The sequence below is a fragment of the Microbacterium paraoxydans genome, from assembly GCF_900105335.1.
Classification (GTDB): Bacteria; Actinomycetota; Actinomycetes; order Actinomycetales; family Microbacteriaceae; genus Microbacterium; species Microbacterium paraoxydans.
The window spans coordinates 1,659,085-1,679,706 of record NZ_LT629770.1; the positions used below are offsets into that span (position 1 = coordinate 1,659,085).

Sequence of the window (20,622 nt, forward strand, 5' to 3'; positions counted from 1 at the left end):
TGGAAGATCCCTTGGACAGGCCTTCGAGTCGCGCGAATGGCGGCATCCGGGCCGGATTTGGAGCCAGGTGAGCGATTCGAACCGGGGTCAGGCCATCGCCGCGGCGGCAGCTTCGTCCTCGGTCGTCGCGACGAGCTGCCCGCAGGCGCCGTCGATCTCCTTGCCGCGGGTGTCGCGGAGGGTCGTCGGGATGCCGGCGTCGTTCAGCCGTCGCACGAACTCGTCGGTGACGTCCTTCTCTGACGAGGTCCAGATCGAGCCCGGCGTCGGGTTCAGCGGGATCGGGTTCACGTGCACCCACCCGCGACCGCGCTGGTTGAGCTTGTCCGCCAGGAGATCGGCCCGCCAGGCGTGGTCGTTCATGTCCTTGATGAGGGCGTACTCGATGGACACGCGGCGCCCGGTCTTGGCGTAGTAGTCGTAGGCCGCGTCGAGCGCCTCGTCGACCTTCCACCGCGAGTTCACGGGGATGAGCTCGTCCCGCAGGTGGTCGTCAGGGGCGTGCAGCGACAGGGCGAACGTGACGGGGATGTTCTCGTCGGCGAGCTTGCGGATCGCGGGCACGAGTCCCACGGTCGACACGGTGATGCCGCGGGCGCTCATGCCGAGACCGTCGGGCTGCGGGGCGACCATGGTGCGCACCGCGTCCATGACGCGCTTGTAGTTGGCGAGCGGCTCCCCCATGCCCATGAAGACGATGTTGGAGACGCGCTCCATGCTGTGGTCGTCGCGCTTCTTGCCGCCCAGCTCGCCGTTCGCGATGGCCCGGTTGGCCCTGACGATCTGCTCGATAATCTCGGCGGTGGACATGTTGCGGGTCAGCCCCGCCTGGCCCGTGGCACAGAACGGGCAGTTCATGCCGCAGCCGGCCTGGCTCGACACGCACAGCGTGATGCGGCCGGGGTAGCGCATGAGGACCGACTCGACGAGCGCGCCGTCGTGCAGACGCCAGAGGAACTTGATGGTGTCGCCGCGGTCGGTCTCCAGCCGCCGCACCTCGGTCATGAGGGGCGGGAGCATGCCGGCGACCAGCTCCTCACGGATGCCGGCGGGGAGGTCCGTCATCTCCGCGGGGTCGGACGTGTAGTGGCGGAAGTAATGCGTGGCGAGCTGCTTGGCGCGGAACCCGGGGAGTCCGAGCTCCTTCACCTTCTCGATGCGCTCGGCCGGGGTGAGGTCGGCGAGGTGGACCGGCGGCTTGCCGCGCTTCGGGCTCGCGAACTGCAGCAGCGGGCGCCCCTCGGCGTCCTTCTTCTGGGTCCAGCCCTCGGTCGCGGGGCGCACCTGCGGGGCACGGGTCTCGCGGATCGCCCCCGAACGGGACGACGCGGGCGCTGTCGCGGAGCGCGTCTCGGGTGTGCGGGGGTTCTCGGCCATCCCTCCAGGGTACCGGGATGCGGGTGGGAGGCGCCTGGGCACGATCCCTGTCGCGGAGCGGGGCCGAGGATACTTGTAATTACAAGTTGCCGTGCGGAAGAATGGGCGCATCCCCCTCGATCAAGGAGCAGCATGTCCGACCGTCTCGCCCGCGCCCGCACCACCGGCATCCTCGCCGTCCTCCGCGCCCCGTCGCCGGAGCTGGCCCTGGAGGCCTCGGAGGCGATCATCCGCGGCGGCGTCTCGGGTATCGAGGTGACCTTCTCGACCCCCGACGCGCCGGCCGTGATCCGCGAGCTCATCGCCCGCCATGGGGACGCCGCGTACATCGGCGCCGGCACCGTCACGACGGCGGAGCAGGCGACCCAGGCCGCCGACGCGGGTGCCGCCTTCCTCGTCAGCCCGGGAACCCTCCCCGACCTCACGCGCGCCATGCTCGACACCGGCCGCGTGGTGATGACCGGTGCGATGACGCCGACCGAGGTCATGGGGGCCCTCGAACTGGGCGTCGACGTCGTGAAGATCTTCCCCGCCTCCCTCGGCGGCCCGTCCTATCTCGGGGCCCTGCGCGGACCGTTCCCCGACGCCCCGCTGATGCCCACGGGCGGCGTGAAGCCCGACAACCTCGCCGACTGGTTCGCGGCCGGCGCGGTCGCCGTGGGGGCCGGTGGCGACCTTGCGAACGGCGCCGCGATCGCGAACGCGGACTGGGCGGACATCGAGCAGCGGGCCTCGCGGTTCGCGGCCGCGCTCGCTGCCACGCGGGGCTGAGCCGTCGACCTCCGGGATCATTTGGTATACCGGATGCATGCGGATGCGACGGGTGGCGACGGCCGTCGTTCTCGCGGGGGCACTGCTGCTCGCCTCGGCATGCACCGCCGCGACCTCGTCGCATCCCTCGCCACCGATCCCGGAGGTTCCTATGACCGACGCCACGCCCGACCTGCTCGCCGCGGCCGCCGCGGGGGACGCTGACGCCGTCCGCCGCGCGCTGGACGCGGGTGCCGACATCGAAGCCCGTGGCGACGGCGGCATGACGCCCCTGATCGCGGCCACCAAGGCGAACCATGTCGACGCAGCACGGCTCCTGATCGAGGCCGGCGCCGACGTGAACGCGAAGGACGACATCCAGGACTCCGCCTACCTCTACGCCGGCGCCCGCGGGCATGACGAGATCCTGCGGATGACCCTGGCGCACGGGGCCGACCTCCGCAGCACGAACCGCTTCGGCGGCACCGCGCTGATCCCGGCGTCCGAGCGCGGTCTGCTGCCGACGATCGAGATCCTGCTGGACGCAGGAGTCGACCCGGATCACATCAACAACCTCGGCTGGACCGCCCTGCACGAGGCGATCGTGCTCGGCGACGGCTCCGCCCGCTACGTCGAGGTGGTGCGCGCTCTCCTCGACGGCGGCGCCGATGCGACCATCCGCGACGGCGACGGGGTGCTGCCGCTGGACCTCGCGACCGACCGCGGGTACGACGCCATCGCCGCCGAGCTTCGGCGGTGACAGCGCTCGATCCCTGGGCCTGGGCCGCGCTCGGCGTGGCCGCGGTCGTCATCGGGATCTCGAAGACCGCTCTTCCAGGCGGCAGCATCCTCGCGATCGCCCTGTTCGCCGCGGTCCTCCCCGCACGCACCTCCACGGCCGCGACCCTCCTGCTGCTGATGGTGGGCGACGTGTTCGCGCTGCTGGCCTACCGACGGCACGCGCATTGGCCGACGTTGCTCCGCCTCGCACCGGCGGTGGTCGCGGGACTCCTCCTCGGCTTCGCCTTCCTCGCCCTGACCGGAGACGGGGTCGTGCGCCGCGCCATCGGCGTGATCCTGCTGCTCATGATCGCCGTGACGCTGTGGCGGCGATGGCGGCAGGCGCGGGCGGAGCAGGAGGCTGCGGCGCGCGGCGGCGCGCTGCTGGCCGGCGTCTACGGCACGCTCGGCGGCTTCACGACGATGGTGGCGAACGCGGGCGGTCCGGTCATGTCGATGTACTTCCTCGCTACGCGGACGCCCGTCCAGGTCTTTCTCGGCACCTCCGCCTGGTTCTTCGCGATCATCAACGTGATCAAGGTGCCGTTCCTGGCCGGGATCGGACTGTTCACCGGCCCCGTGCTGCTCACCGATGCGATCCTCGCGCCGCTCGTGGTGCTCGGCGCGCTGCTCGGTCTGCGGGTCGCGCGGCGCCTGGACCAGCGGCTCTTCGATCGCATCGTGATCGTGCTGACGATCCTCGGTGCCGTGTACCTGCTGCTCTAGCCCTTCGACGGGCTCACCCTTCGACGGGCTCAGGGACCCAACCCTTCGACGGGCTCAGGGACCCACCCTTCGACGGGCTCAGGGACCCAGAGCTGGGTCGCTGAGCCTGTCGAAGCGCGTCAGTCGAGGAAGATGTCCGGGAACAGCGCGCTGTCCGGAGTCCCCGGGACGGCGGCGTAGCCCGAGAAGTCGGTGACTCCGTTCGCCTCGAGCACGTCCTCCACGATGAGCGACTGCCCGGTGTACGTACGCGCCGGCTGGGTGAGCACGACGTAGGCGGCGTCGGCGTAGATGTCGGCCGTCCGGCTCGCGGCCATCACCTTGTCGCCGCCGAGGAGGTTCTGCACCGCGGCCGTCGCGATCGTCGTGCGCGGCCACAGCGTGTTGGCAGCGATGCCGTCGGCCGCGAACTCCGCCGCGAGTCCGAGCGTGACCATCGTCATCCCGTACTTGGCCAGCGTGTACCCGGTGTGCGCGCCCAGCCACTTCGGGGTGGGGTTCAGGGGCGGCGAGAGCGAGAGGATGTGCGGGTTCTCGGCGTCCTTGAGGATGGGCACCGCGGCCCGGGAGAGCATGAAGGTGCCGCGGACGTTCACGTCCTGCATCAGGTCGTACTTCTTGGCGGAGAGGTCGAGCGACCGGGAGAGGTCGATGACGCTGGCGTTGTTGAGGACGATGTCGATCCCGCCGAACTCGCCCTGCGTCTTCATGACGGCCTCGGTGATGTGGTCGTCGTCCCGCACGTCGCCCACGATCGGCAGCGCCTGGCCGCCGGCGGCGCGGATCTGCTCGGCCGCGCTGTGCACGGTGCCCTCGAGCTTCGGGTGCGGGGAGTCGGTCTTGGCGAGCATCGCGATGTTCGCGCCGTCCGCGGCCGCGCGCAGGGCGATCGCGAGGCCGATCCCGCGGCTGCCGCCCGACATGAGGATGGTCTTTCCGGCGAGTGTGCTCATGGTTCTCGTTTCGAATCGCTTGATTGGCTGGATTTCCGGGTCGAATCGGGTCATTCAGGCGATTCGAAGCCGGGAGGGGTCACCGCGGGGCCATGCGGATGGCGCCGTCGAGGCGGATGGTCTCGCCGTTGAGGTAGCCGTTCTCGACGATCTGCTGCACGAGGGCGGTGTACTCGTCCGGGCGTCCGAGGCGAGCGGGGAACGGCACCTGCTGTCCCAGCGAGTCCTGCGCCTCCTGCGGAAGGCCCATGAGCATCGGCGTCTCCATGATGCCGGGGGCGATCGTGCACACGCGAATGGCGTGACGGGCGAGCTCGCGAGCGATCGGCAGGGTCATGGCGTGCACGCCGCCCTTGGACGCCGAGTACGCCGGCTGCCCGATCTGCCCGTCGAACGCGGCGACGCTCGCAGTGTTGACGATGACCCCGCGCTCCTCGTCATGCAGCTCGTTCGCGGCGATCACAGCCGCAGCCTGGGAGATCACGTTGAACGTGCCGACGAGGTTGATGCGGACGATGCGCTCGAAGTCGGCGAGCACGGCGGGCGTGCCGTGCCGGTCGAGCACCTTGGCGGGCGGGGCGATGCCGGCGCAGTTCACGACCACCCGCAACGGCGCGGCGGCCTGTGCCGCGGCGACGGCGGCCTTGACCCCGTCGACGCTCGTCACGTCCGCGGGCACGAAGAGACCGCCGAGCTCGGACGCGATCTCCTCCCCCTTCGACGAGGCGAGGTCGATGATGGTGACGTGGGCTCCCGCGGCGGTGAGCCGACGGGCGGTGGCCAGCCCGAGTCCGGAGGCGCCGCCGGTGACGAGGGCACCCTGTCCGCTGATCTGCATCTGATGTTCTCCTTCGAACGTCGTCGTGCGACATGCCTGGAACGCAGTCCCAGCCTATGCGGTTCTTGGTGTCACCGCAGGCCCAGTGCGTCGACCCGAGCCTACGACACCGAGGTTCCGGCAGGATGGAGAGGTGAGCATCCCCGCCGCCTCCGTCGAGGTCCCCGCCCGGGTGCGCGAACTCGCCGCCGGGGCGGCACTGACCCCCGCGTGGCGCAACGCGCTCGGCGGCCTGACCTTCCGCACCGACGACGGCCGCTACATCAAATGGGGCCCCCTCGATCCTGAGGCGAACATGCGCGACGAGGCCGAGCGGATGCGCTGGGCCCGCACCTGGATCACGGTGCCCGAGGTGCTCTCCCAGGGCGAGGACGAGGCACACGAGTGGCTCGTGATGGCGGCCCTCCCCGGCAGCAGCGCCGTGGATCCGCGGTGGGCCGCCTCTCCGGAGGCCGCCGTCCGCGCAGTCGGGCTCGGTCTGCGCCTCCTGCACGACGCCCTCCCCGTCGCGGAGTGTCCGTGGACGTGGAGCCCGGCGGAGCGCATCGCGAACGCCGCCGACCGCGGCACGACGGTACCGACGGACCTGCTCGAGCCGCCGTCGATCGACCGGCTCGTGGTCTGCCACGGCGACGCATGCCTGCCGAACACCCTGCTCGACGACGACGGCCGACCCCTCGCCCATGTCGACCTCGCCGCGCTCGGGGTCGCCGACCGGTGGACCGACATCGCCGTCGCCGCCATGAGCACGCTGTGGAACTTCGGACCCGGGTGGGAGGACACCCTCATCACGGCCTACGGCGTCGAGCCCGACCACGTCCGGCTGGAGTACTACCGACGCCTCTGGAACGAGACGTGATCCGGCCCCCGGCTCAGGCTTCCGGGTGCGCGTCGCTCAGGAGGCTCCCGTCGGCGGGCCGCCGATCCCACGAGGGCTTCCGCAGCGCGTAGAAGAGCAGCGGCGGGGCACCGAGCACGACGATCACCGCTCCGACGATCCACGGGTACGCGGCCGCCGGGAAGGCGGTGAAGCCGTCGGGCGGGATGAAGGCGAGCAGGAACGCCGCGAGGCAGGCGAAGAACCCGACCCCGGCGACGAACGGGAGGGCCTTCACGCGGTAGGCACGGTGGACGTCCGGCGCCTTCCGCCGCAGCACCATCGCCGAGGCGAACATGAGCATGTACATGATGAGGTACAGCGCGGCGGCCATGTCGATGAGCGCCACGAAGGCGGCGCTGACGTTGGGCACGATGATGAAGATCGCCGCGAGGATCGTGACGATGGTTCCCTGGAGCATCAGGATGCCGGACTGCACACCGGCCTTGTTCCGCTTCTGCAGCAGCGGCGGGAGCAGTCCCGTCTCCGCCGCCGCCAGCACACCCTTGGAGGGACCGGCGACCCACGTCACGACCGAGGCGAGGGCACCGGCGGCGATCAGGGCCGAGACGACGGCCGTCGCCCACCCCATGTCCCAGTGGTCGAAGTACTCCCCGAACGCGAGCATGATGCCGTTCGTCAGCCCGAGCTCCTTCTTCGGCACAGCGACCGCGATCGCGATGGTGGGCAGGATGAAGACGAGCAGGATCAGGCCGGCGGCGAGGAACACCGAACGCGGGTAGCCCTTGCCCGGATCCTTCATCTGGTTCACGTGCACCGCGTTGACCTCCATGCCGGCGTAGGCCAGCACGTTCGAGACGATCAGCACGATGGACGCGAGACCCGTGAACGGCGGGATCACCGCCGAGGCATCCAGCGGCACCTGGCTCTTCTCCCCGCTGAAGACCCACACCGCCCCGAAAACGATGAGCAGCACCGCCGGGAACAGCGTGCCGATGATGCCGCCCCACGAGCCCAGCTTGGCGAAGAGATCGCCACCGCGGAGGGTGACCAGGGTGGCGCCCCAGTAGCAGACGATGATGATGACCGCCGTGAAGAAACCGGAGCTGGACAGCGAGGGGTCGAGGAAGACGAAGGCGAGGGCGCCGGCCACGAAGGCGAGCTGCGTGGGGAACCAGACGACGTTCTGGATCCACTGCAGCCACACTGCGGTGAACCCCCAGCGGTTGCCGAGGGCCTCCCGCACCCAGACGTACACCCCGCCCTTCCACCCGGTCGCGAGCTCCGCGGCGACGAGGGCGGTGGGGACGAGGAAGAGCACCGCGGGGATGAGGTACAGCGTGATGCTACCGAGGCCGTAGATCGCCATCGCGGGCAGGGACCGCAGGCTCGCCACGACGACGAGGGTGAGCAGGGCGAGCTGGCCGATGCCGAGGACGGCGACGGCGGGACGGGAGACGCGCGGCGTGGAGGCGGCGCCGGCGGCACCGGACTGCGGGGCGGACATGTCAGCCCCCTAGTGGTGGAACGCCGAGTCGGGGTGGTCGGACGGCATGGGTGCCGTGAGCGCGTCGAGGTGGGCCACCTCAGCGGTGATGGCGTCGAGCAGCTCGGCGGCCAGGTCCATGCTGAGCCCGTTGCGCACGACGATCCGCTGCACCGTGAGGTCCTCCAGATCGGCGGGCATCGGGTACGCGGGGACGAGCCAGCCGCGCATCCGGAGTCGATCCTGCAGGTGGTACAGCGTCCACTTGTCGGTGTGCCCGTCCTTCAGGCGCCAGGCGAAGACGGGGATGTCGCTGCCGTCGTTCCACAGTTCGAACGCGTCCAGTTTCGCGATCCCCGCGGACAGGAACTTCGCCACGTCCTGCGAGGCCTGCTGGATAGCCCGGTAGCCCTCGAATCCGAGGCGGAGGAACAGGTAGTACTGCAGCAGCACCTGCGCCCCAGGGCGGGAGAAGTTCAGGGCGAAGGTCGGCATCTCCCCGCCGAGGTAGCTCACCTTGAACACCAGATCCTCCGGCAGCCACTGCGTGTCGCGCCAGACCACCCAGCCGAGACCGGGGTAGACGAGACCGTATTTATGCCCCGAGGTGCTGATCGAGTGCACGCGCTCCAGCCGGAAGTCCCAGACCAGGTCGGGCTGGAGGAACGGGGCGATCATCGCTCCCGAGGCGCCGTCCACGTGGATCGGGATGTCGAGGCCGGTCTTCTCCTGGATCGCATCCAGCGCCGCGGCGATCTCCGCCACCGGCTCGTACATGCCGGTGTAGGTGACACCCATGATGGCGACGACGCCGATGGTGTTCTCGTCCACGTACTTCTCGAGATCATGGCCGTCGAGTGTCTTGTGCTCCTCACTGATGGGCACGTAGCGCGGTTCGACGTCGAAGTAGTTGCAGAACTTCTCCCAGCACACCTGCACGGCGCTCGACATCACGAGGTTCGGCGCGGAGGCGTCTTTGCCGGCGGCACGGCGCGCCTGCTGCCAGCGCCGCTTGAACGCGAGACCGCCGAGCATGCACGCCTCGGAGGAGCCGATGGTCGAGGTGCCGATGCTCTTCGCCGCGTCCGGAGCCTTCCAGAGGTTCGCGAGCATGTGCCAGCAGTTGTCCTCGATGGCGGCGGTCTGCGGATACTCGTCCTTGTCGATCATGTTCTTGTCGAACGAGGCCACGTAGACCTGCTTCGCCTCGTCGTCCATCCAGGTGCTGACGAAGGTGGCGAGGTTGAGGCGTGCGTTGCCGTCGAGGATGGTCTCGTCCTCGACGATCTGCTTCGCCGTCGCGGGAAGCGACTCGGAATCCGGGATGACGTGTCGCGGTGCGACGGTGGCCTCGCCCGGCCGCGTGAAGAGCGGCTGGTCGTCGGCGGAGGAGATGCTCATGGGACGTCCCTTTCGGTCGGTGTCGATTGGCACTGTCTCCAGCGGACGCTAGACCGGCCACCGACCGACCTCCAGGGACCCTCGTCCGAAACGGGTGAGGGTCAGGACGGCCCGAGGATGAAGTTCCAGGCCCCGGTCGCGACCGCGGCGGCGATCGCCGTCGCGGAGATCGCCGCCCCGACGGCGAGCAGAAGCCACTCCGGCGCGCCGAAGCGCGACTCCCGCGCCCACGTCCGTCGTCCCGCCGCCCCGAAGCCGCGTGCCTCCATCGCGGTCGCGAGCTTGGCACCGCGGCGGATCGACAGCACGAGCAGGGCGAAGGCCATGCCGAGGAAGCGCCGGATGCGCCCGCGGTCGGCCACGCCGCGCGCGCGACGGGCGAGCTCGAGGGCACGCCAGTCGTCGAGGAACAGTCCGGCCATGCGCAGGCCGGCGAGCGCGCCCAGCACGAAACGGGCCGGAAGCCGAAGGATCTGCCCGAGGCCGTCGGCGAGGTCCGTGGGATCGACCGTGATGAAGAGCACTACCGAGGGCAGGGCGATCGCGAGCACCCGGAGCATCGTGGCGACGGCGAGCGCGAGCGACCCCTCGCTGATGCGGAGCACGAACCAGTCGACGTAGACGGTGCCGCTCGTCTCTCCGTAGAGGGCGATGGTGAGACCGGTCAGCGGAGCCGCGAGCCAGACCGGCCACGTGCGCACCCAGAACTCCCGCCAGCCGATGCCCGCGAAGAGGAACAGCACCGCTTCGAGCACCAGCGCGACAGCCGCCGACACGGGGTCGAGGGTGAGGACCAGCGGCACGGCGATGAGCGCGCTGACCCCCAGCTTCGCGACCGGATTGATCCGGGCGACGACGCCGGTGCGGGCGGACGCGGGGGCGAGAGCCGTCATGCCGGTGCCCCCAGCGCGAACCGCGTGGCGTGCAGGGCGCGCACCACGTCGAGATCGTGGGTGATGGTGACGATCGCGGAGCCCTCGTCCCGCAGGGCGGCGAGCATCGCGACGAGCTCAGCCCAGGTGCGGGCGTCCTGGCCGAACGTCGGCTCGTCGAGGATCAGCACCCGGGGTCGCGTGGCGATCGCGGCCGCGACCGTGAGCCGGCGCTTCTCTCCACCCGAGAGCGTGTACGGATTCGCGGCCCCCAGATGCGCCAGCCGCAGCCGGGCCAGCAGCTCGTCGATACGGGCCTCGATCTCGCCTTCGGGGAGGCCCAGGGCGCGGGGGCCGACCGCGAGCTCCTCGCGCACCGTCTTGCCGAGGAGCTGATGTTCCGGCTCCTGGAAAACCATCCCGATCCGCGTGAGGAGCTCGCGGGAGGCCCAGCGGATCGGGGACGGGTCCGCCCCCTGCGCGAGCACCGGGGCCGCGGACACGGCACCGCTGACGGGAGGGAGGAGTCCGGCGAGGGTCAGACCCAGCGTGGACTTGCCCGCACCGTTGGGCCCGGTGATCGCGACGGCTTCCCCCGCACGCACCTCCAGGTCGATGCCCTGTGCCACGGGGCGCCCCTTCACCCGTGCGACCGCGAGCCCGCGCGCCGACAGCAGCACCTCCCCGGGAGCCGTCCGCGGTGCCGGCGGCTCGGCGGGCGGTCGGCCGGGCACCCAGACGCCGTCCGCGGCCAGGCGCTCGCCCTGCGCGCCGAGCACATCCGCAGGAGTGCCGTCCGCCACCACCCCGCCGGCACCCAGCACGATCACCCGCGTGAGGAGCGGCAACCACACCTCGAGCCGATGCTCCACGACCACGAGGGTGGCGGGACGCGTGGCGAGCATCCGCTCGACGGCATCCCTGACCTCGCGCACGCCCTCCGGATCGAGGTTCGCCGTCGGCTCGTCGAGCAGCACCAGCCCGGGGCCCATCGCCAGCATGCCGGCCAGGGCGAGCCGCTGCTTCTGACCGCCGGAGAGCGCCGCGGTCGGGTGATCGAGCGGCACGTCCAGTCCGACGCCGGCCATCGCGGCCTCGACGCGGGGCCAGATCTCGGCACGCGGCACACCGAGGTTCTCGCACCCGAAGGCGACGTCATCGCCGGCACGGGCGAGGATCACCTGCGAGTCGGGATCCTGGAGCACGAGCCCGGCCCGCCCGCGGGTCGCCGCGGCGGGGTCGCCGCCGACGAGCAGCGCGCCTTCGCTCTCCCCCTCCTCCTCACCGCCGAGCACACCGGCGAGGCCGTGCAGCAGCGTCGACTTCCCCGCGCCGGAGGCGCCGAGCACGAGCACGCGCTCGCCGGGCTCGATGCGGAACGAGACGTCGCGCAGCGCCCAGGCGTGGCGGCTCGCGTGTCGCCAACCCCAGCCGCGGGCCTCGACGCCGGCGGGAGCGAACTGCGCGGACATCAGACGCGGACGCGCGCCTCGCGCCCGGAGCCGAAGCGGTCCAGAGCCCCGGTCGCCGCGATGCCGCGGGCGAGCACCCACGACAGCGCACCGGCGATGACCGCCCCGGAGATCACGGTGCTGAGGAGGTAGATCGTCGTGAAGGCGGGACCTGACCCGGCATACCAGAGGACGAGGTTGTTGATGCCGCCCGCGAGCGCGGCACCGGCCCCGGCGAGGATCGCGACGGGCAGCGACCAGCGGCGGTAGAAGAACAGCAAGAAGACCAGCTCGGCGCCGAGGCCCTGCACGAGACCCGCCTCGAGCGTGAGGAAGCCGCCCCACTGGTTGCCGATGAGCGCCGAGACGACGGCGGCCAGCAGCTCGACGTAGATCGCGGCACCCGCCTTGCGGATGATGAGCCCGCCGAGCACACCCGCGAAGAGCCACGGGCCGTCGAGGAGCCCTTGGAGGCCGGGAAGCAGCGGCTCGAGCATGGCCTTCGGCCCCAGGTATCCGACGTTCCAGGCCAGGAAGATCAGACCGGCGGCGACACCGAGGACGCTGGCGACGACGATGTCGATGACGCGCCAGCGCAGGTAGCCCCGCGCCGGAGCGGCCGTGGTGTTCCTCGACGGGGATGCGGACGTGGACGTACTCATGTGAACTCCTCCCTGCGCTGGCATGACCCAGATCAGGTTCGACGGTCGAAGCGCGATTCGCTCCCTCTCAGCCCGGCTCGCCGGACTCCCGTGGTTGTGCTGTCGATCCTACCGTCCGCGCGTCCCGCGCCGCGCACGGCGGATTCGGGGCCGGATTCGGTACCGTAAGCGAGTGACCGCTTCCGATCCCCCTGAAGAGGCGTCCGGCGGCGTGGGCGTCGACGCGCGGCCCGAAGACTCCGCACCCGCCTCTGCCGCGCCCGCGGACGATCAGCCGGGTCCGGTTCCGGAAGCTGCCGCGTGGGCCGATGCCTCGGCACCGCCGACCGCGCTGACCTGGGTGGACCCGTCGATCGTCGCTGCGGCGTCATCGACGCCCGAGTTCGATGCCTCGGCCGGCACGGAGGAGGAGACGGGATTGCTGCGCGACGCCCGGCTGCGCCCGGCGATTGCCGGACCCGGCCTGCTCGTCCCCCTCGGCGTCCTCGCCGGCCTCATCGCCTCTTACGCCGGCACCACGCTGCTCTGGCCGCTGCACGAGGTCGCCCCGACCGTCCAGGCGGTCGAGTTCACCCCGGTCGCCGCCCCCACCGCCGCGCTCGCCTGGCCGGCGGTCGGCGACGGGGCGGTCGGCATCGCCGGGATGACCACCGCGGCGTCGACCACCGCGCCGGTGAGCATCGCGAGCATCACGAAGGTCGTCAGCAGTCTCATGGTGCTGGACCGGCTGCCGCTGGCCCCCGGCGAACAGGGCCCGGAGTTCTCCTTCACCTACGCCGACAGCGTCCGTTACTGGGACTATCGGATCGCCAATCAGTCGGCGCTCGATGTGCCGGTGGGCGGAGTGCTGACCGAGTACCAGCTTCTGCAGGGCACCCTGCTCGGCTCGGCCAACAACTACATCGACCGGCTGGCGTCGGAGATCTGGGGGTCCGACCGCGAATTCGCCGCCGCGGCCGAGGTCTGGCTCGGCGAGCGCGGACTCTCCGGCATCACCGTGGTCACGCCGTCCGGATTCGACGAGCGCAACGTCGCCACCCCGGAGGCCCTCGTGGCCCTGGGCGAGATGGCGATGCGGAATCCGGTGTTCGCCGAGATCGTGGGTACCCGGTCCGTCGACCTGCCGGGGGCCGGGACGGTCGAGAACACGAACGGCATGCTCGCCGATCCGGGAGTCGTCGGCATCAAGACGGGCACCCTCGTCGGCTGGAACCTGTTGACCGCCAAGGACGTCGTCATCGGCGACGCGACGGTCCGGCTCTACGCCGCGGCATTGAACCAGGAGGACGACGAGGCGCGCCTCGCCCTCACCCGCGCCCTGTTCGCTCAGACGGAAGCGGCGTTGCAGGCCCAGGGCCCGGCCGTCCCGGCAGGCACGGTGGTCGGGCGCGTCCTCACCGTCTGGGGCGAGCGCGTCGATGTGGTCGCCGGTGAGGACGCCGATGTCGTGCTGTGGAACGGAGCGAGCGCGACGGCGACGCCGGTGTTCGATCTCGGGGAGGAACGCGAAGCGGACGGGACGGTCGGCACCCTGACCACGACCGGTCCCGTCGACAGCACGGACACCGCCCTCGTCCTCGACGAGGACCTGGACGGTCCGAGCCCATGGTGGCGACTGACCCACCCCCTCGAACTCCTCGGCATCGCCGGAGACGACTGAGGTTTCACGCACGACGCCCCACTCCGGATCCGGAGTGGGGCGTCGTGCGTGAGGCGGGTCAGGACGGAGACGTGGAGCCGTCAGCGCCGTCGTCGAGAAGTGCCCGAGCCGCTGCGGTCTCGGCCGCCGGGAGCTGGGCGCCGACCGCCGCTCCGGCCACCGCGTCCGCCGCCTGCTCCTGCGCGCTCGCCTCCTCGTCCGCGTCGCCGGTCACGACGACCGGCGAGGATCCGGTGAGAGCCGCTTCGGCGTCGAGGTCGGTCGCCGCCTGCTCGAACTGCGACTGGTACAGGCGCCAATACGCGCCCTGCGCGGCGATCAGCTCGTCGTGCGTGCCCTTCTCCACGATGTCACCGTGCTCCATCACGAGGATGAGGTCCGCGTCGCGGATGGTCGACAGGCGGTGGGCGATGACGAACGAGGTGCGCCCCTGCCGGAGCGCGGCCATCGCGTGCTGCAGCAGCAGCTCGGTGCGGGTGTCGACCGCCGATGTGGCCTCGTCCAGGATGAGGATCGACGGATGCGCCACGAAGGCCCGTGCGATCGTGATGAGCTGGCGCTCACCGGCCGAGACGTTCGACGCGTCCTCGTCGAGCACGGTGTCGTACCCGTCCGGCAGTGCGTGCACGAAGCGATCCACGTAGGTCGCCTTCGCCGCGGCGAGCACCTCCTCGTCCGTCGCGGTCGAGCGTCCGTAGCGGATGTTCTCGCGGATGCTCCCGGCGAAGAGCCAGGGGTCCTGGAGCACCATGCCGGTGCGGGACCGCAGCTCGTCGCGCGTGATGGTCGAGATGTCCTGACCGTCGAGCGTGATCCGCCCGCCGCTGAGCTCGTAGAACCGCATGATGAGGTTCACCAGCGTCGTCTTGCCTGCGCCGGTGGGCCCGACGATGGCGACGGTCTGTCCCGGTTCCACCCGGAAGGACAGATCGGTGATGAGCGGCCGCTCCGGCGAGTACGAGAACGAGACGTTCTCGAACTCGATCACGCCCTCCCCCTCGCGAAGCGCGGGGGCCTCAGGATCGTCGGCCTCCTGCTCGTCGGCATCGAGCAGGCCGAACACCCGCTCCGCCGACGCGGTGCCGGACTGCACGACCGCGGCCATGCCGCCCAGCTCCGACAGCGGCTGGGTGAACTGCTGCGAGTACTGGATGAAGGCCTGCACGTCGCCGAGTCGCAGCTGCCCGCTCGCGACCATGAGGCCGCCGAGCACCGCGATGCCGACATAGGTCAGGCTGCCGACGAAGGTCATCGCCGGCATGATGATGCCGGAGAGGAACTGCGCCTTGAAGCTCGCCTGGAACAGCTCCTCGTTCTCGGCCTTGAACTTGTCCAGAGCGTCCTGCTCACGGCCGAACACCTTGACCAGCGCGTGCCCGGAGAAGGCCTCCTCGACCCGGGCGTTGAGCCGGCCGACCTTGCGCCACTGCGTGCCGAAGGCCTTCTGCGAGCGCGGTCCGATGACGCCGAAGATCACGCCCATGAGCGGGAGTGCCACGAGCGCCACGAGGGCGAGCTGCCACGAGATCGAGAACATCATCACGAGCACGCCGATCACCGTCAGCACGGCGGTGAGGGCACCGGACAGCGACTGCTGCATGGTCTGGGTGATGTTGTCGATGTCGTTCGTCACGCGGGAGATCAGCTCGCCGCGCTGCACCTTGTCGAAGTACGCCAGCGGGAGCCGGTTGATCTTCGCCTCGACGGACTCGCGCAGGCGCCACATGGTCCGGACCATGATGACGTTGATGACGTACCCCTGCAGCCAGCTGAGGAATGCGGCCACGACGTAGATCGCGAGGACGGCGGCGATCACCCAGCGCAGCGCGTCGAAGTCGATGCCGTCGCCGACTCGGAAGTCGCCGAGCGCTCCGACCTGATTGGCGAAGTCGGTCTGTCCGGCGTCGCGCAGGGCGTCGACCACCACGTCCTGCGGCGTCCCCGCCGGGAATCCCGGGAAGTCGCCGCTGGGCTGACCGAGCTGGATGGAGATGAAGCCGCGGTAGACGATGTTCGTCGCCTCGGCGAGCACCTTCGGGGCGGCGACGGTCAGCACGACCCCGATCGCTCCGAGGATCGACACGAAGACGAACCAGACCGCGGAGGGCTTGAGCAGCCCGATCATCCGGGCGAAGCTCGGGCCGAAGTGGTCGGCCTTGCCCGGTGCGACGCTGTCCCAGTCGCCGGAGTTCTGCCGTGCCTGCTCGGCGAGCTCGGCCTCGTACTGCTCCTCGGCGGTGAGCTCCCGCTCGGCCGTGGGCGCCGGTGTCTTGCCCCGTCCCCGGCGCCGCTGGCCCTGGGTCCCTGAGCTTGTCGAAGGGCCCGCTCCCTGGGTCCCTGGGCTTGTGGAAGGATCCTGCTCGCTCATGCGTCCACCCCCAGCTGCGACTCGACGATCTCCCGGTAGGTCTCGCTGGTCTCCAGCAGCTCCTCATGGGTGCCGACTCCGACCATCGTGCCGCCCTCCAGCACCACGATGCGGTCGGCATCGGTGATGGTGGAGATGCGCTGCGCGACCACGATCTTCGTCACCTGCGGAAGCTCCCGCCACAGCGCCTGCCGCAGCCGGGCGTCCGTGGTGAGGTCGAGCGCGGAGAACGAGTCGTCGAACACGAGCACCTGCGGGCGATGGACGAGGGCCCGCGCGATCGCGAGGCGCTGTCGCTGGCCGCCGGACACGTTCGTGCCGCCCTGGGCGATGCGGGAGTCGAGGCCGTCCGGCATCTCCTCCACGAAGTCGCGCCCCTGAGCGATCTCGAGCGCGTGCCAGAGCTCCTCGTCGGTGGCGTCCTCGCGGCCATAGCGCAGGTTGGACGCGACGGTGCCCGTGAAGAGGAAGGGACGCTGCGGCACGAGGCCGATGCTGTCCCACAGCGCCTCGACGTCGGCGTCGCGGACGTCCGTGCCCCCTACGTACACCGCACCGCCCGAGACGTCGAACAGGCGAGGGATGAGCGAGACGAGCGTGGTCTTCCCCGAGCCGGTGGAGCCGACCACCGCGACGGTCTCGCCCGGTTCGGCGGCGAAGCTGATGCCGCTGAGGACCGGGGCGTCGGCGCCCGGGTAGGTGAACTCAACGTCGTCGAACGCGACCGCTCCCGGCGTCGGGAAGGCGGTGACGCCGTCCGCCGGACGCGTCATCGTCGACTCGGTGTTCAGCACTTCACCGATGCGCTCGGCCGAGACGGCGGCGCGCGGGATCATCATCGCCATGAAGCTGGCCATGATGACGCCGCCCATGATCTGACCGATGTACTGCATGAAGGCGAACAGCGTGCCCACCTGCACGGTTCCGTTGTTGACCTCGATGCCGCCGAACCAGATGACGGCGACCACGGTCACGTTGAGGATGAGCATGAACAGCGGGAAGAGCAGCACGAACAGCGAGCCGACCTTGCGGCCGACGACCATGATGTCGGTGTTCGCGCCGCGGAAGCGCTCCTCCTCGATGCGCTCGCGGACGAAGGCCCGGACCACGCGCACGCCGGTGAGCTGCTCCCGCATGATGCGGTTCACGTTGTCGAGCTTGCCCTGGTAGCTGCGGAACAGCGGCACCATCCGGCCGATGACGAGTGCCGCGAGCAGGAGCAGCACCGGGACGGAGACGGCGATCAGCCAGCTCAGCCCGGCGTTGGTCTGCACGGCGAAGATGATGCCGCCGATCGCGAGCAGCGGCGCCGTGACGAGCATGGTCGCGCCCATCATCGCGAGCATCTGCACCTGCTGCACGTCGTTCGTGTTGCGGGTGATGAGGGAACCGGCGCCGAACTGCGAGACCTCGCGCTCGGAGAAGCCGCTGACCTTGCCGAACACGTCGGCGCGGATGTCACGGCCCGCCCCCATCGCGGCGCGGGCGGCGAAGTAGGTCGCGATGACCGAGGCGACGATCTGGCCGAGCGACACCGCCAGCATGAACAGACCGGTGCGCCAGATGTACGCGGTGTCGCCCTGCGCGACGCCGTTGTCGATGATGTCGGCATTGAGGCGGGGCAGGTAGAGGGTGGCGGCCGCGCTGGCGAACTGGAAGACCAGCACGGCGACGAGGAGCCACTTGTAGCGAGACAGATATCGGAGGAGGAGTTTTCCCAGCACAGGCGTACTTTCTCGGAAGGAGGAGGCGGCGGGTCTCCCGGCAGACGGATGCCGACCGACGACGGGCCATAGGACAGGGTGCCACGAAGCGGCGACATTCGGATCCCCCTCCGGGAGGACCTTCGCTCAGAGCGAACCATCATATGTATCGCTTGAATGACGCAACTTGTGATAGACATATGGCACAAAGAACGGAGTCCGCCATGCCGAACCCCACCCCGCCGGACATCGTCGGCGCCGCCCTCTCGTCACCGGCCGTCTCGTTCGTCGTCGGCCTCGTCATCGCCGCGCTGCTGGGCCTCACGCCCTGGTGGCGCGCGCGTGCGGCGACGGCGACCCGGCTGACGCGCGATGAAGCGGTCGCCGTCGGCGCACGCTACTCGCCCGAGCGACGGCTCCTCGCCGGCGGCGCCCTGGTGGTCCTCGGGACGGGGGTGACGGTGGAGGTGCTCGCCCGGTACGTGCTGCCGCTGAACGGCGAGGTGTCCTGGTGGCGCTACGCCGCCCCCGTGTTCGCCACCGCCGCCGTCATCGCCGCGCTGGCGCTCGCGATCAGCGTGCGGGGTGCGCGCCACGCGACGCAGCCGGTGGCCACCGGGACCCGGCGGACCTGGCTCTCGTTCAGCCCCCGCGGCGGCACCGTGGCGGCGGGTATCGCGCTGCTCGGGCTCATCCTCACGACGATCGCGGCCGGCTGCGCCTCCTCGAACATCGACGGCGGGCCCTTCGTGTTCCTGGAGATCCCCGCGCCGAACACCGACGTCGACCCGGTGCGGCTGTGGTTCTACGGATGGGCGTACGGCGTCGCCGTGCTGCTGTGCTGCGCGCTGGTCGCCGCGTCCGTCGTCTGGGCGCTGTCGACGAACGCCACGCGTCCGTTCCTCCGCCCCGAGACCGTTCCCGCCGAACACCGCGAACGTCGCCGGATCGCCGCGGGGGTCGCCCAGGTCGCGACCGGAGGCATCCTGCTCACGCTGGCCGCCGCCTGGCGGTTCATCGGGAGCGCGGGGCGGATCGGCCCCCTGACGATCGAGGGCGAGGGCACGTTCGAGATCGTCTGGCGGTATGCGGACATCGCCCGCGCGGCCGGTGCGGCGGCCCCGGTGCTGGAGGTCGTGGCCGTAGCACTCCTGGTGCTCGCGGCACCGGCCCTGCTGCCGGACGGCGCCCGCAGGTCGAGGGGTTCCGCGACGGCGGCGACGCGGCAGCCGGAGGGCGCGCGATGACGCCGCGCTCTCCGCTGTCCGCCGCCGACGATACGCTTCCGGCCCGGGACATCTATCGGCAGTTCCGCGGGCTCATCGTCTCCGGCCAACTCGGCGCCGGCGAACGGCTGCCCTCGGTCCGGCAGACGGCCGGCGACCTCGGCGTCGCTCCGGGGACGGCTGCGCGCGCCTACAAGATGCTCGAAGCCGACGGCCTGGTCGTCTCACGCACCGCGGCGGGCACGCGCGTCGCAGACTCCGCCGCCGTGCTGCCGGCGGCGGTGATCCGGAGGATCCGCGAGCTGGTCGACACCGCGCAGGAGGCCGGCCTCGGACCCGGCGATGTCACCGACGTGATCCGGGCGACCTGGGATTCGCGCCGCCGCGCCGCCGTCGTCCCCGAAGAGAGCTGAGGCGCGCGTCAGAACAGCGCCGGCTGCGGGACGTAGTCGCGGGCGGCCGCCCCGGCGTCGGGTCCGAGCTCGGCAAGGGTGGCGGGCTGCCACCGCGGGTTGCGGTCCTTGTCCACGAGCTGCGCGCGGATGCCCTCCACGAGATCGGGGTGCTCGTTCACGAACCAGAGCACCCGGCGGTACTCGCCCTCGAGCGCGGCGCGGAGCCCGGACATCTCCCGAGCCTCCCGCACGGCGTCGAGAGTGACGACGAGACCGGTCGGGGCCAGCCCGTCGAGCAGGTCGGCGACGGCCGCCGCCTCGTCGGTGCCGAGCCCGCGGAGCCGCGCCAGGATCTCGGGCACGGTCGGGGCGGCGAACGCCTCGTCGATCCACTCCCGCGCAGCGGGGAGCGACGACGGCTCCGGCGTCTCGTCGAAGAGCAGGACGATCTCGCTGGGGCTCGTCGGGTCGGCGCGGTAGGCCAGAGCCTCGCGCAGCGCGTCGAGGCGGTCGGAGGGGACGAAATGATCCGCGAAGCCCGCGTACACGGCATCGGCACCGTTCATCGTCGTCCCCGTGAGACCGAGGTACTCGCCGAGGCGCCCCGGCGCCCGCCCCAGCAGCCACGTTCCGCCGACATCGGGCGTGAAACCGATCCGGGTCTCCGGCATGGCGAGCTTCGAGCGTTCGGTGACCACACGGATCGCGGCGTGCCCCGCCAGACCGATGCCACCCCCCATCGTGATGCCGTCGGCGAGCGCGACGACGGGCTTCGGATACTCCGCGATCATGGCGTTCATCGCGTACTCGGCTCGGAAGAACTCCGCGGACTGCTCCGGATGACCCGAGGTGATCTGTCGGTGCAGGCGGCGCACGTCGCCACCTGCGCACATCCCACGCTCGCCTTCGCCGTCGATGAGGACGATCTGCACGTCGGAGTCCTCGCGCCAGGCGACGAGCGCCTCCGTGATGATCGCGATCATGTCCTCGTCGAGCGCATTGATCGCCTCAGGGCGGTTGAGCGTGAGCCGCCCGAGCGCTCCTTCGGTGCGGATGAGGACACGGGGCGCGGCGGGGGTATCGGTCACGGGTGCCAGGCTACCCCGTCGCATGCGGCCGGATTCCGCACGAAATGC

At 70.8% G+C, this 20,622-nt stretch carries 18 protein-coding genes and 1 riboswitch; of the genes, 7 read left to right on the forward strand and 11 right to left on the reverse strand.

What is annotated here, in order from left to right:
* Window positions 1-87 precede the first annotated feature (87 nt).
* Window positions 88-1,377 carry a dual-specificity RNA methyltransferase RlmN gene (gene rlmN / locus BLU02_RS08350; protein ID WP_231919663.1) on the reverse strand — a complete coding sequence of 430 codons (1,290 nt, stop codon included), beginning with the start codon at window positions 1,375-1,377 and terminating at the stop codon, window positions 88-90.
* A gap of 132 nt (window positions 1,378-1,509) precedes the next feature.
* Here rlmN and BLU02_RS08355 point away from each other — a divergent pair, with 132 nt between their 5' ends.
* Genes BLU02_RS08355 through BLU02_RS08365 form a run of 3 tightly spaced genes read left to right on the forward strand, consistent with a single transcriptional unit; the run spans window position 1,510 to window position 3,633 of the window.
* The gene (locus BLU02_RS08355) at window positions 1,510-2,148 is read left to right on the forward strand and encodes a bifunctional 4-hydroxy-2-oxoglutarate aldolase/2-dehydro-3-deoxy-phosphogluconate aldolase (RefSeq protein WP_060923635.1); all 639 of its coding nucleotides are present in this window, start codon (window positions 1,510-1,512) and stop codon (window positions 2,146-2,148) included.
* A gap of 37 nt (window positions 2,149-2,185) precedes the next feature.
* Complete coding sequence (locus BLU02_RS08360; RefSeq protein ID WP_083370940.1) at window positions 2,186-2,887, forward strand: ankyrin repeat domain-containing protein; 702 nt, start codon at window positions 2,186-2,188, stop codon at window positions 2,885-2,887.
* Entirely contained in the window at window positions 2,884-3,633 is a 750-nt protein-coding gene (locus tag BLU02_RS08365; protein ID WP_060923668.1) for a sulfite exporter TauE/SafE family protein, read from the forward strand. The genes BLU02_RS08360 and BLU02_RS08365 overlap by 4 nt, the downstream gene beginning before the upstream one ends.
* A gap of 119 nt (window positions 3,634-3,752) precedes the next feature.
* On the opposite strand, the gene BLU02_RS08370 is transcribed toward BLU02_RS08365, so the two are convergent.
* Together BLU02_RS08370 and BLU02_RS08375 are read right to left on the reverse strand one after the other, a co-directional pair.
* Window positions 3,753-4,586: an SDR family oxidoreductase gene (locus tag BLU02_RS08370; protein WP_060923377.1), complete on the reverse strand. Its 834-nt coding sequence runs from the start codon at window positions 4,584-4,586 to the stop codon at window positions 3,753-3,755.
* A gap of 79 nt (window positions 4,587-4,665) precedes the next feature.
* Window positions 4,666-5,424 (reverse strand): SDR family NAD(P)-dependent oxidoreductase, encoded by a 759-nt coding sequence (locus BLU02_RS08375; protein WP_060923376.1) that lies wholly within the window; start codon window positions 5,422-5,424, stop codon window positions 4,666-4,668.
* A 133-nt stretch (window positions 5,425-5,557) separates the two neighbouring features.
* On the opposite strand from BLU02_RS08375, the gene BLU02_RS08380 reads away from it, so the two are divergent.
* On the forward strand, window positions 5,558-6,283 hold the full coding sequence (locus tag BLU02_RS08380) for an aminoglycoside 3'-phosphotransferase (RefSeq protein ID WP_060923375.1): 726 nt from the start codon (window positions 5,558-5,560) through the stop codon (window positions 6,281-6,283).
* 13 nt (window positions 6,284-6,296) lie between these two features.
* On the opposite strand, the gene BLU02_RS08385 is transcribed toward BLU02_RS08380, so the two are convergent.
* The 5 genes from BLU02_RS08385 to BLU02_RS08405 form a co-directional block, all read right to left on the reverse strand.
* Window positions 6,297-7,769 (reverse strand): glutamate/gamma-aminobutyrate antiporter GadC, encoded by a 1,473-nt coding sequence (locus BLU02_RS08385; RefSeq protein ID WP_231919664.1) that lies wholly within the window; start codon window positions 7,767-7,769, stop codon window positions 6,297-6,299.
* 9 nt (window positions 7,770-7,778) lie between these two features.
* Window positions 7,779-9,149, reverse strand: a complete 1,371-nt coding sequence (locus BLU02_RS08390) for a glutamate decarboxylase (RefSeq protein WP_060923374.1) — start codon at window positions 9,147-9,149, stop codon at window positions 7,779-7,781.
* Window positions 9,150-9,250: 101 nt separating this feature from the next.
* Complete coding sequence (locus BLU02_RS08395; protein ID WP_060923373.1) at window positions 9,251-10,042, reverse strand: energy-coupling factor transporter transmembrane component T family protein; 792 nt, start codon at window positions 10,040-10,042, stop codon at window positions 9,251-9,253.
* Window positions 10,039-11,493, reverse strand: a complete 1,455-nt coding sequence (locus BLU02_RS08400; protein ID WP_197676700.1) for an ABC transporter ATP-binding protein — start codon at window positions 11,491-11,493, stop codon at window positions 10,039-10,041. The genes BLU02_RS08395 and BLU02_RS08400 overlap by 4 nt, the downstream gene beginning before the upstream one ends.
* Window positions 11,493-12,134 carry an ECF transporter S component gene (locus BLU02_RS08405; protein WP_060923390.1) on the reverse strand — a complete coding sequence of 214 codons (642 nt, stop codon included), beginning with the start codon at window positions 12,132-12,134 and terminating at the stop codon, window positions 11,493-11,495. Before BLU02_RS08405 ends, BLU02_RS08400 begins: the two co-directional genes overlap by 1 nt.
* A riboswitch (TPP riboswitch) is annotated at window positions 12,125-12,236 on the reverse strand. It overlaps the preceding gene by 10 nt.
* Before the next feature lie 70 nt (window positions 12,237-12,306).
* Between BLU02_RS08405 and BLU02_RS08410 the strand changes: the two genes are divergently transcribed.
* Window positions 12,307-13,794 (forward strand): D-alanyl-D-alanine carboxypeptidase family protein, encoded by a 1,488-nt coding sequence (locus tag BLU02_RS08410; protein WP_144881923.1) that lies wholly within the window; start codon window positions 12,307-12,309, stop codon window positions 13,792-13,794.
* A gap of 58 nt (window positions 13,795-13,852) precedes the next feature.
* Here the strand turns inward: BLU02_RS08410 and BLU02_RS08415 are convergent, their stop codons facing one another.
* Both BLU02_RS08415 and BLU02_RS08420 read right to left on the reverse strand, forming a co-directional pair.
* On the reverse strand, window positions 13,853-16,162 hold the full coding sequence (locus tag BLU02_RS08415; protein ID WP_060923392.1) for an ABC transporter ATP-binding protein: 2,310 nt from the start codon (window positions 16,160-16,162) through the stop codon (window positions 13,853-13,855).
* A complete protein-coding gene (locus BLU02_RS08420) occupies window positions 16,159-17,886 on the reverse strand; it encodes an ABC transporter ATP-binding protein (protein ID WP_060923393.1) in 1,728 nt (575 codons plus the stop codon). Before BLU02_RS08420 ends, BLU02_RS08415 begins: the two co-directional genes overlap by 4 nt.
* Before the next feature lie 203 nt (window positions 17,887-18,089).
* Here BLU02_RS08420 and BLU02_RS08425 point away from each other — a divergent pair, with 203 nt between their 5' ends.
* Both BLU02_RS08425 and BLU02_RS08430 read left to right on the forward strand, forming a co-directional pair.
* Window positions 18,090-19,112 (forward strand): hypothetical protein, encoded by a 1,023-nt coding sequence (locus BLU02_RS08425; protein ID WP_083370941.1) that lies wholly within the window; start codon window positions 18,090-18,092, stop codon window positions 19,110-19,112.
* Window positions 19,109-19,504, forward strand: a complete 396-nt coding sequence (locus tag BLU02_RS08430; RefSeq protein WP_060921539.1) for a GntR family transcriptional regulator — start codon at window positions 19,109-19,111, stop codon at window positions 19,502-19,504. The genes BLU02_RS08425 and BLU02_RS08430 overlap by 4 nt, the downstream gene beginning before the upstream one ends.
* An 8-nt stretch (window positions 19,505-19,512) precedes the next feature.
* On the opposite strand, the gene BLU02_RS08435 is transcribed toward BLU02_RS08430, so the two are convergent.
* Window positions 19,513-20,574 carry an enoyl-CoA hydratase/isomerase family protein gene (locus BLU02_RS08435; RefSeq protein ID WP_231919665.1) on the reverse strand — a complete coding sequence of 354 codons (1,062 nt, stop codon included), beginning with the start codon at window positions 20,572-20,574 and terminating at the stop codon, window positions 19,513-19,515.
* Window positions 20,575-20,622 lie beyond the last annotated feature (48 nt).

Coding starts and splice junctions, on each gene's coding strand:
- rlmN (WP_231919663.1), bottom strand. CDS start 1,377: ATGGCCGAGAACCCCCGCACACCCGAGACGCGCTCCGCGACAGCGCCC.
- BLU02_RS08355 (WP_060923635.1), top strand. CDS start 1,510: ATGTCCGACCGTCTCGCCCGCGCCCGCACCACCGGCATCCTCGCCGTC.
- BLU02_RS08360 (WP_083370940.1), top strand. CDS start 2,186: ATGCGGATGCGACGGGTGGCGACGGCCGTCGTTCTCGCGGGGGCACTG.
- BLU02_RS08370 (WP_060923377.1), bottom strand. CDS start 4,586: ATGAGCACACTCGCCGGAAAGACCATCCTCATGTCGGGCGGCAGCCGC.
- BLU02_RS08375 (WP_060923376.1), bottom strand. CDS start 5,424: ATGCAGATCAGCGGACAGGGTGCCCTCGTCACCGGCGGCGCCTCCGGA.
- BLU02_RS08385 (WP_231919664.1), bottom strand. CDS start 7,769: ATGTCCGCCCCGCAGTCCGGTGCCGCCGGCGCCGCCTCCACGCCGCGC.
- BLU02_RS08390 (WP_060923374.1), bottom strand. CDS start 9,149: ATGAGCATCTCCTCCGCCGACGACCAGCCGCTCTTCACGCGGCCGGGC.
- BLU02_RS08395 (WP_060923373.1), bottom strand. CDS start 10,042: ATGACGGCTCTCGCCCCCGCGTCCGCCCGCACCGGCGTCGTCGCCCGG.
- BLU02_RS08400 (WP_197676700.1), bottom strand. CDS start 11,493: ATGTCCGCGCAGTTCGCTCCCGCCGGCGTCGAGGCCCGCGGCTGGGGT.
- BLU02_RS08405 (WP_060923390.1), bottom strand. CDS start 12,134: ATGAGTACGTCCACGTCCGCATCCCCGTCGAGGAACACCACGGCCGCT.
- BLU02_RS08415 (WP_060923392.1), bottom strand. CDS start 16,162: ATGAGCGAGCAGGATCCTTCCACAAGCCCAGGGACCCAGGGAGCGGGC.
- BLU02_RS08425 (WP_083370941.1), top strand. CDS start 18,090: ATGCCGAACCCCACCCCGCCGGACATCGTCGGCGCCGCCCTCTCGTCA.
- BLU02_RS08430 (WP_060921539.1), top strand. CDS start 19,109: ATGACGCCGCGCTCTCCGCTGTCCGCCGCCGACGATACGCTTCCGGCC.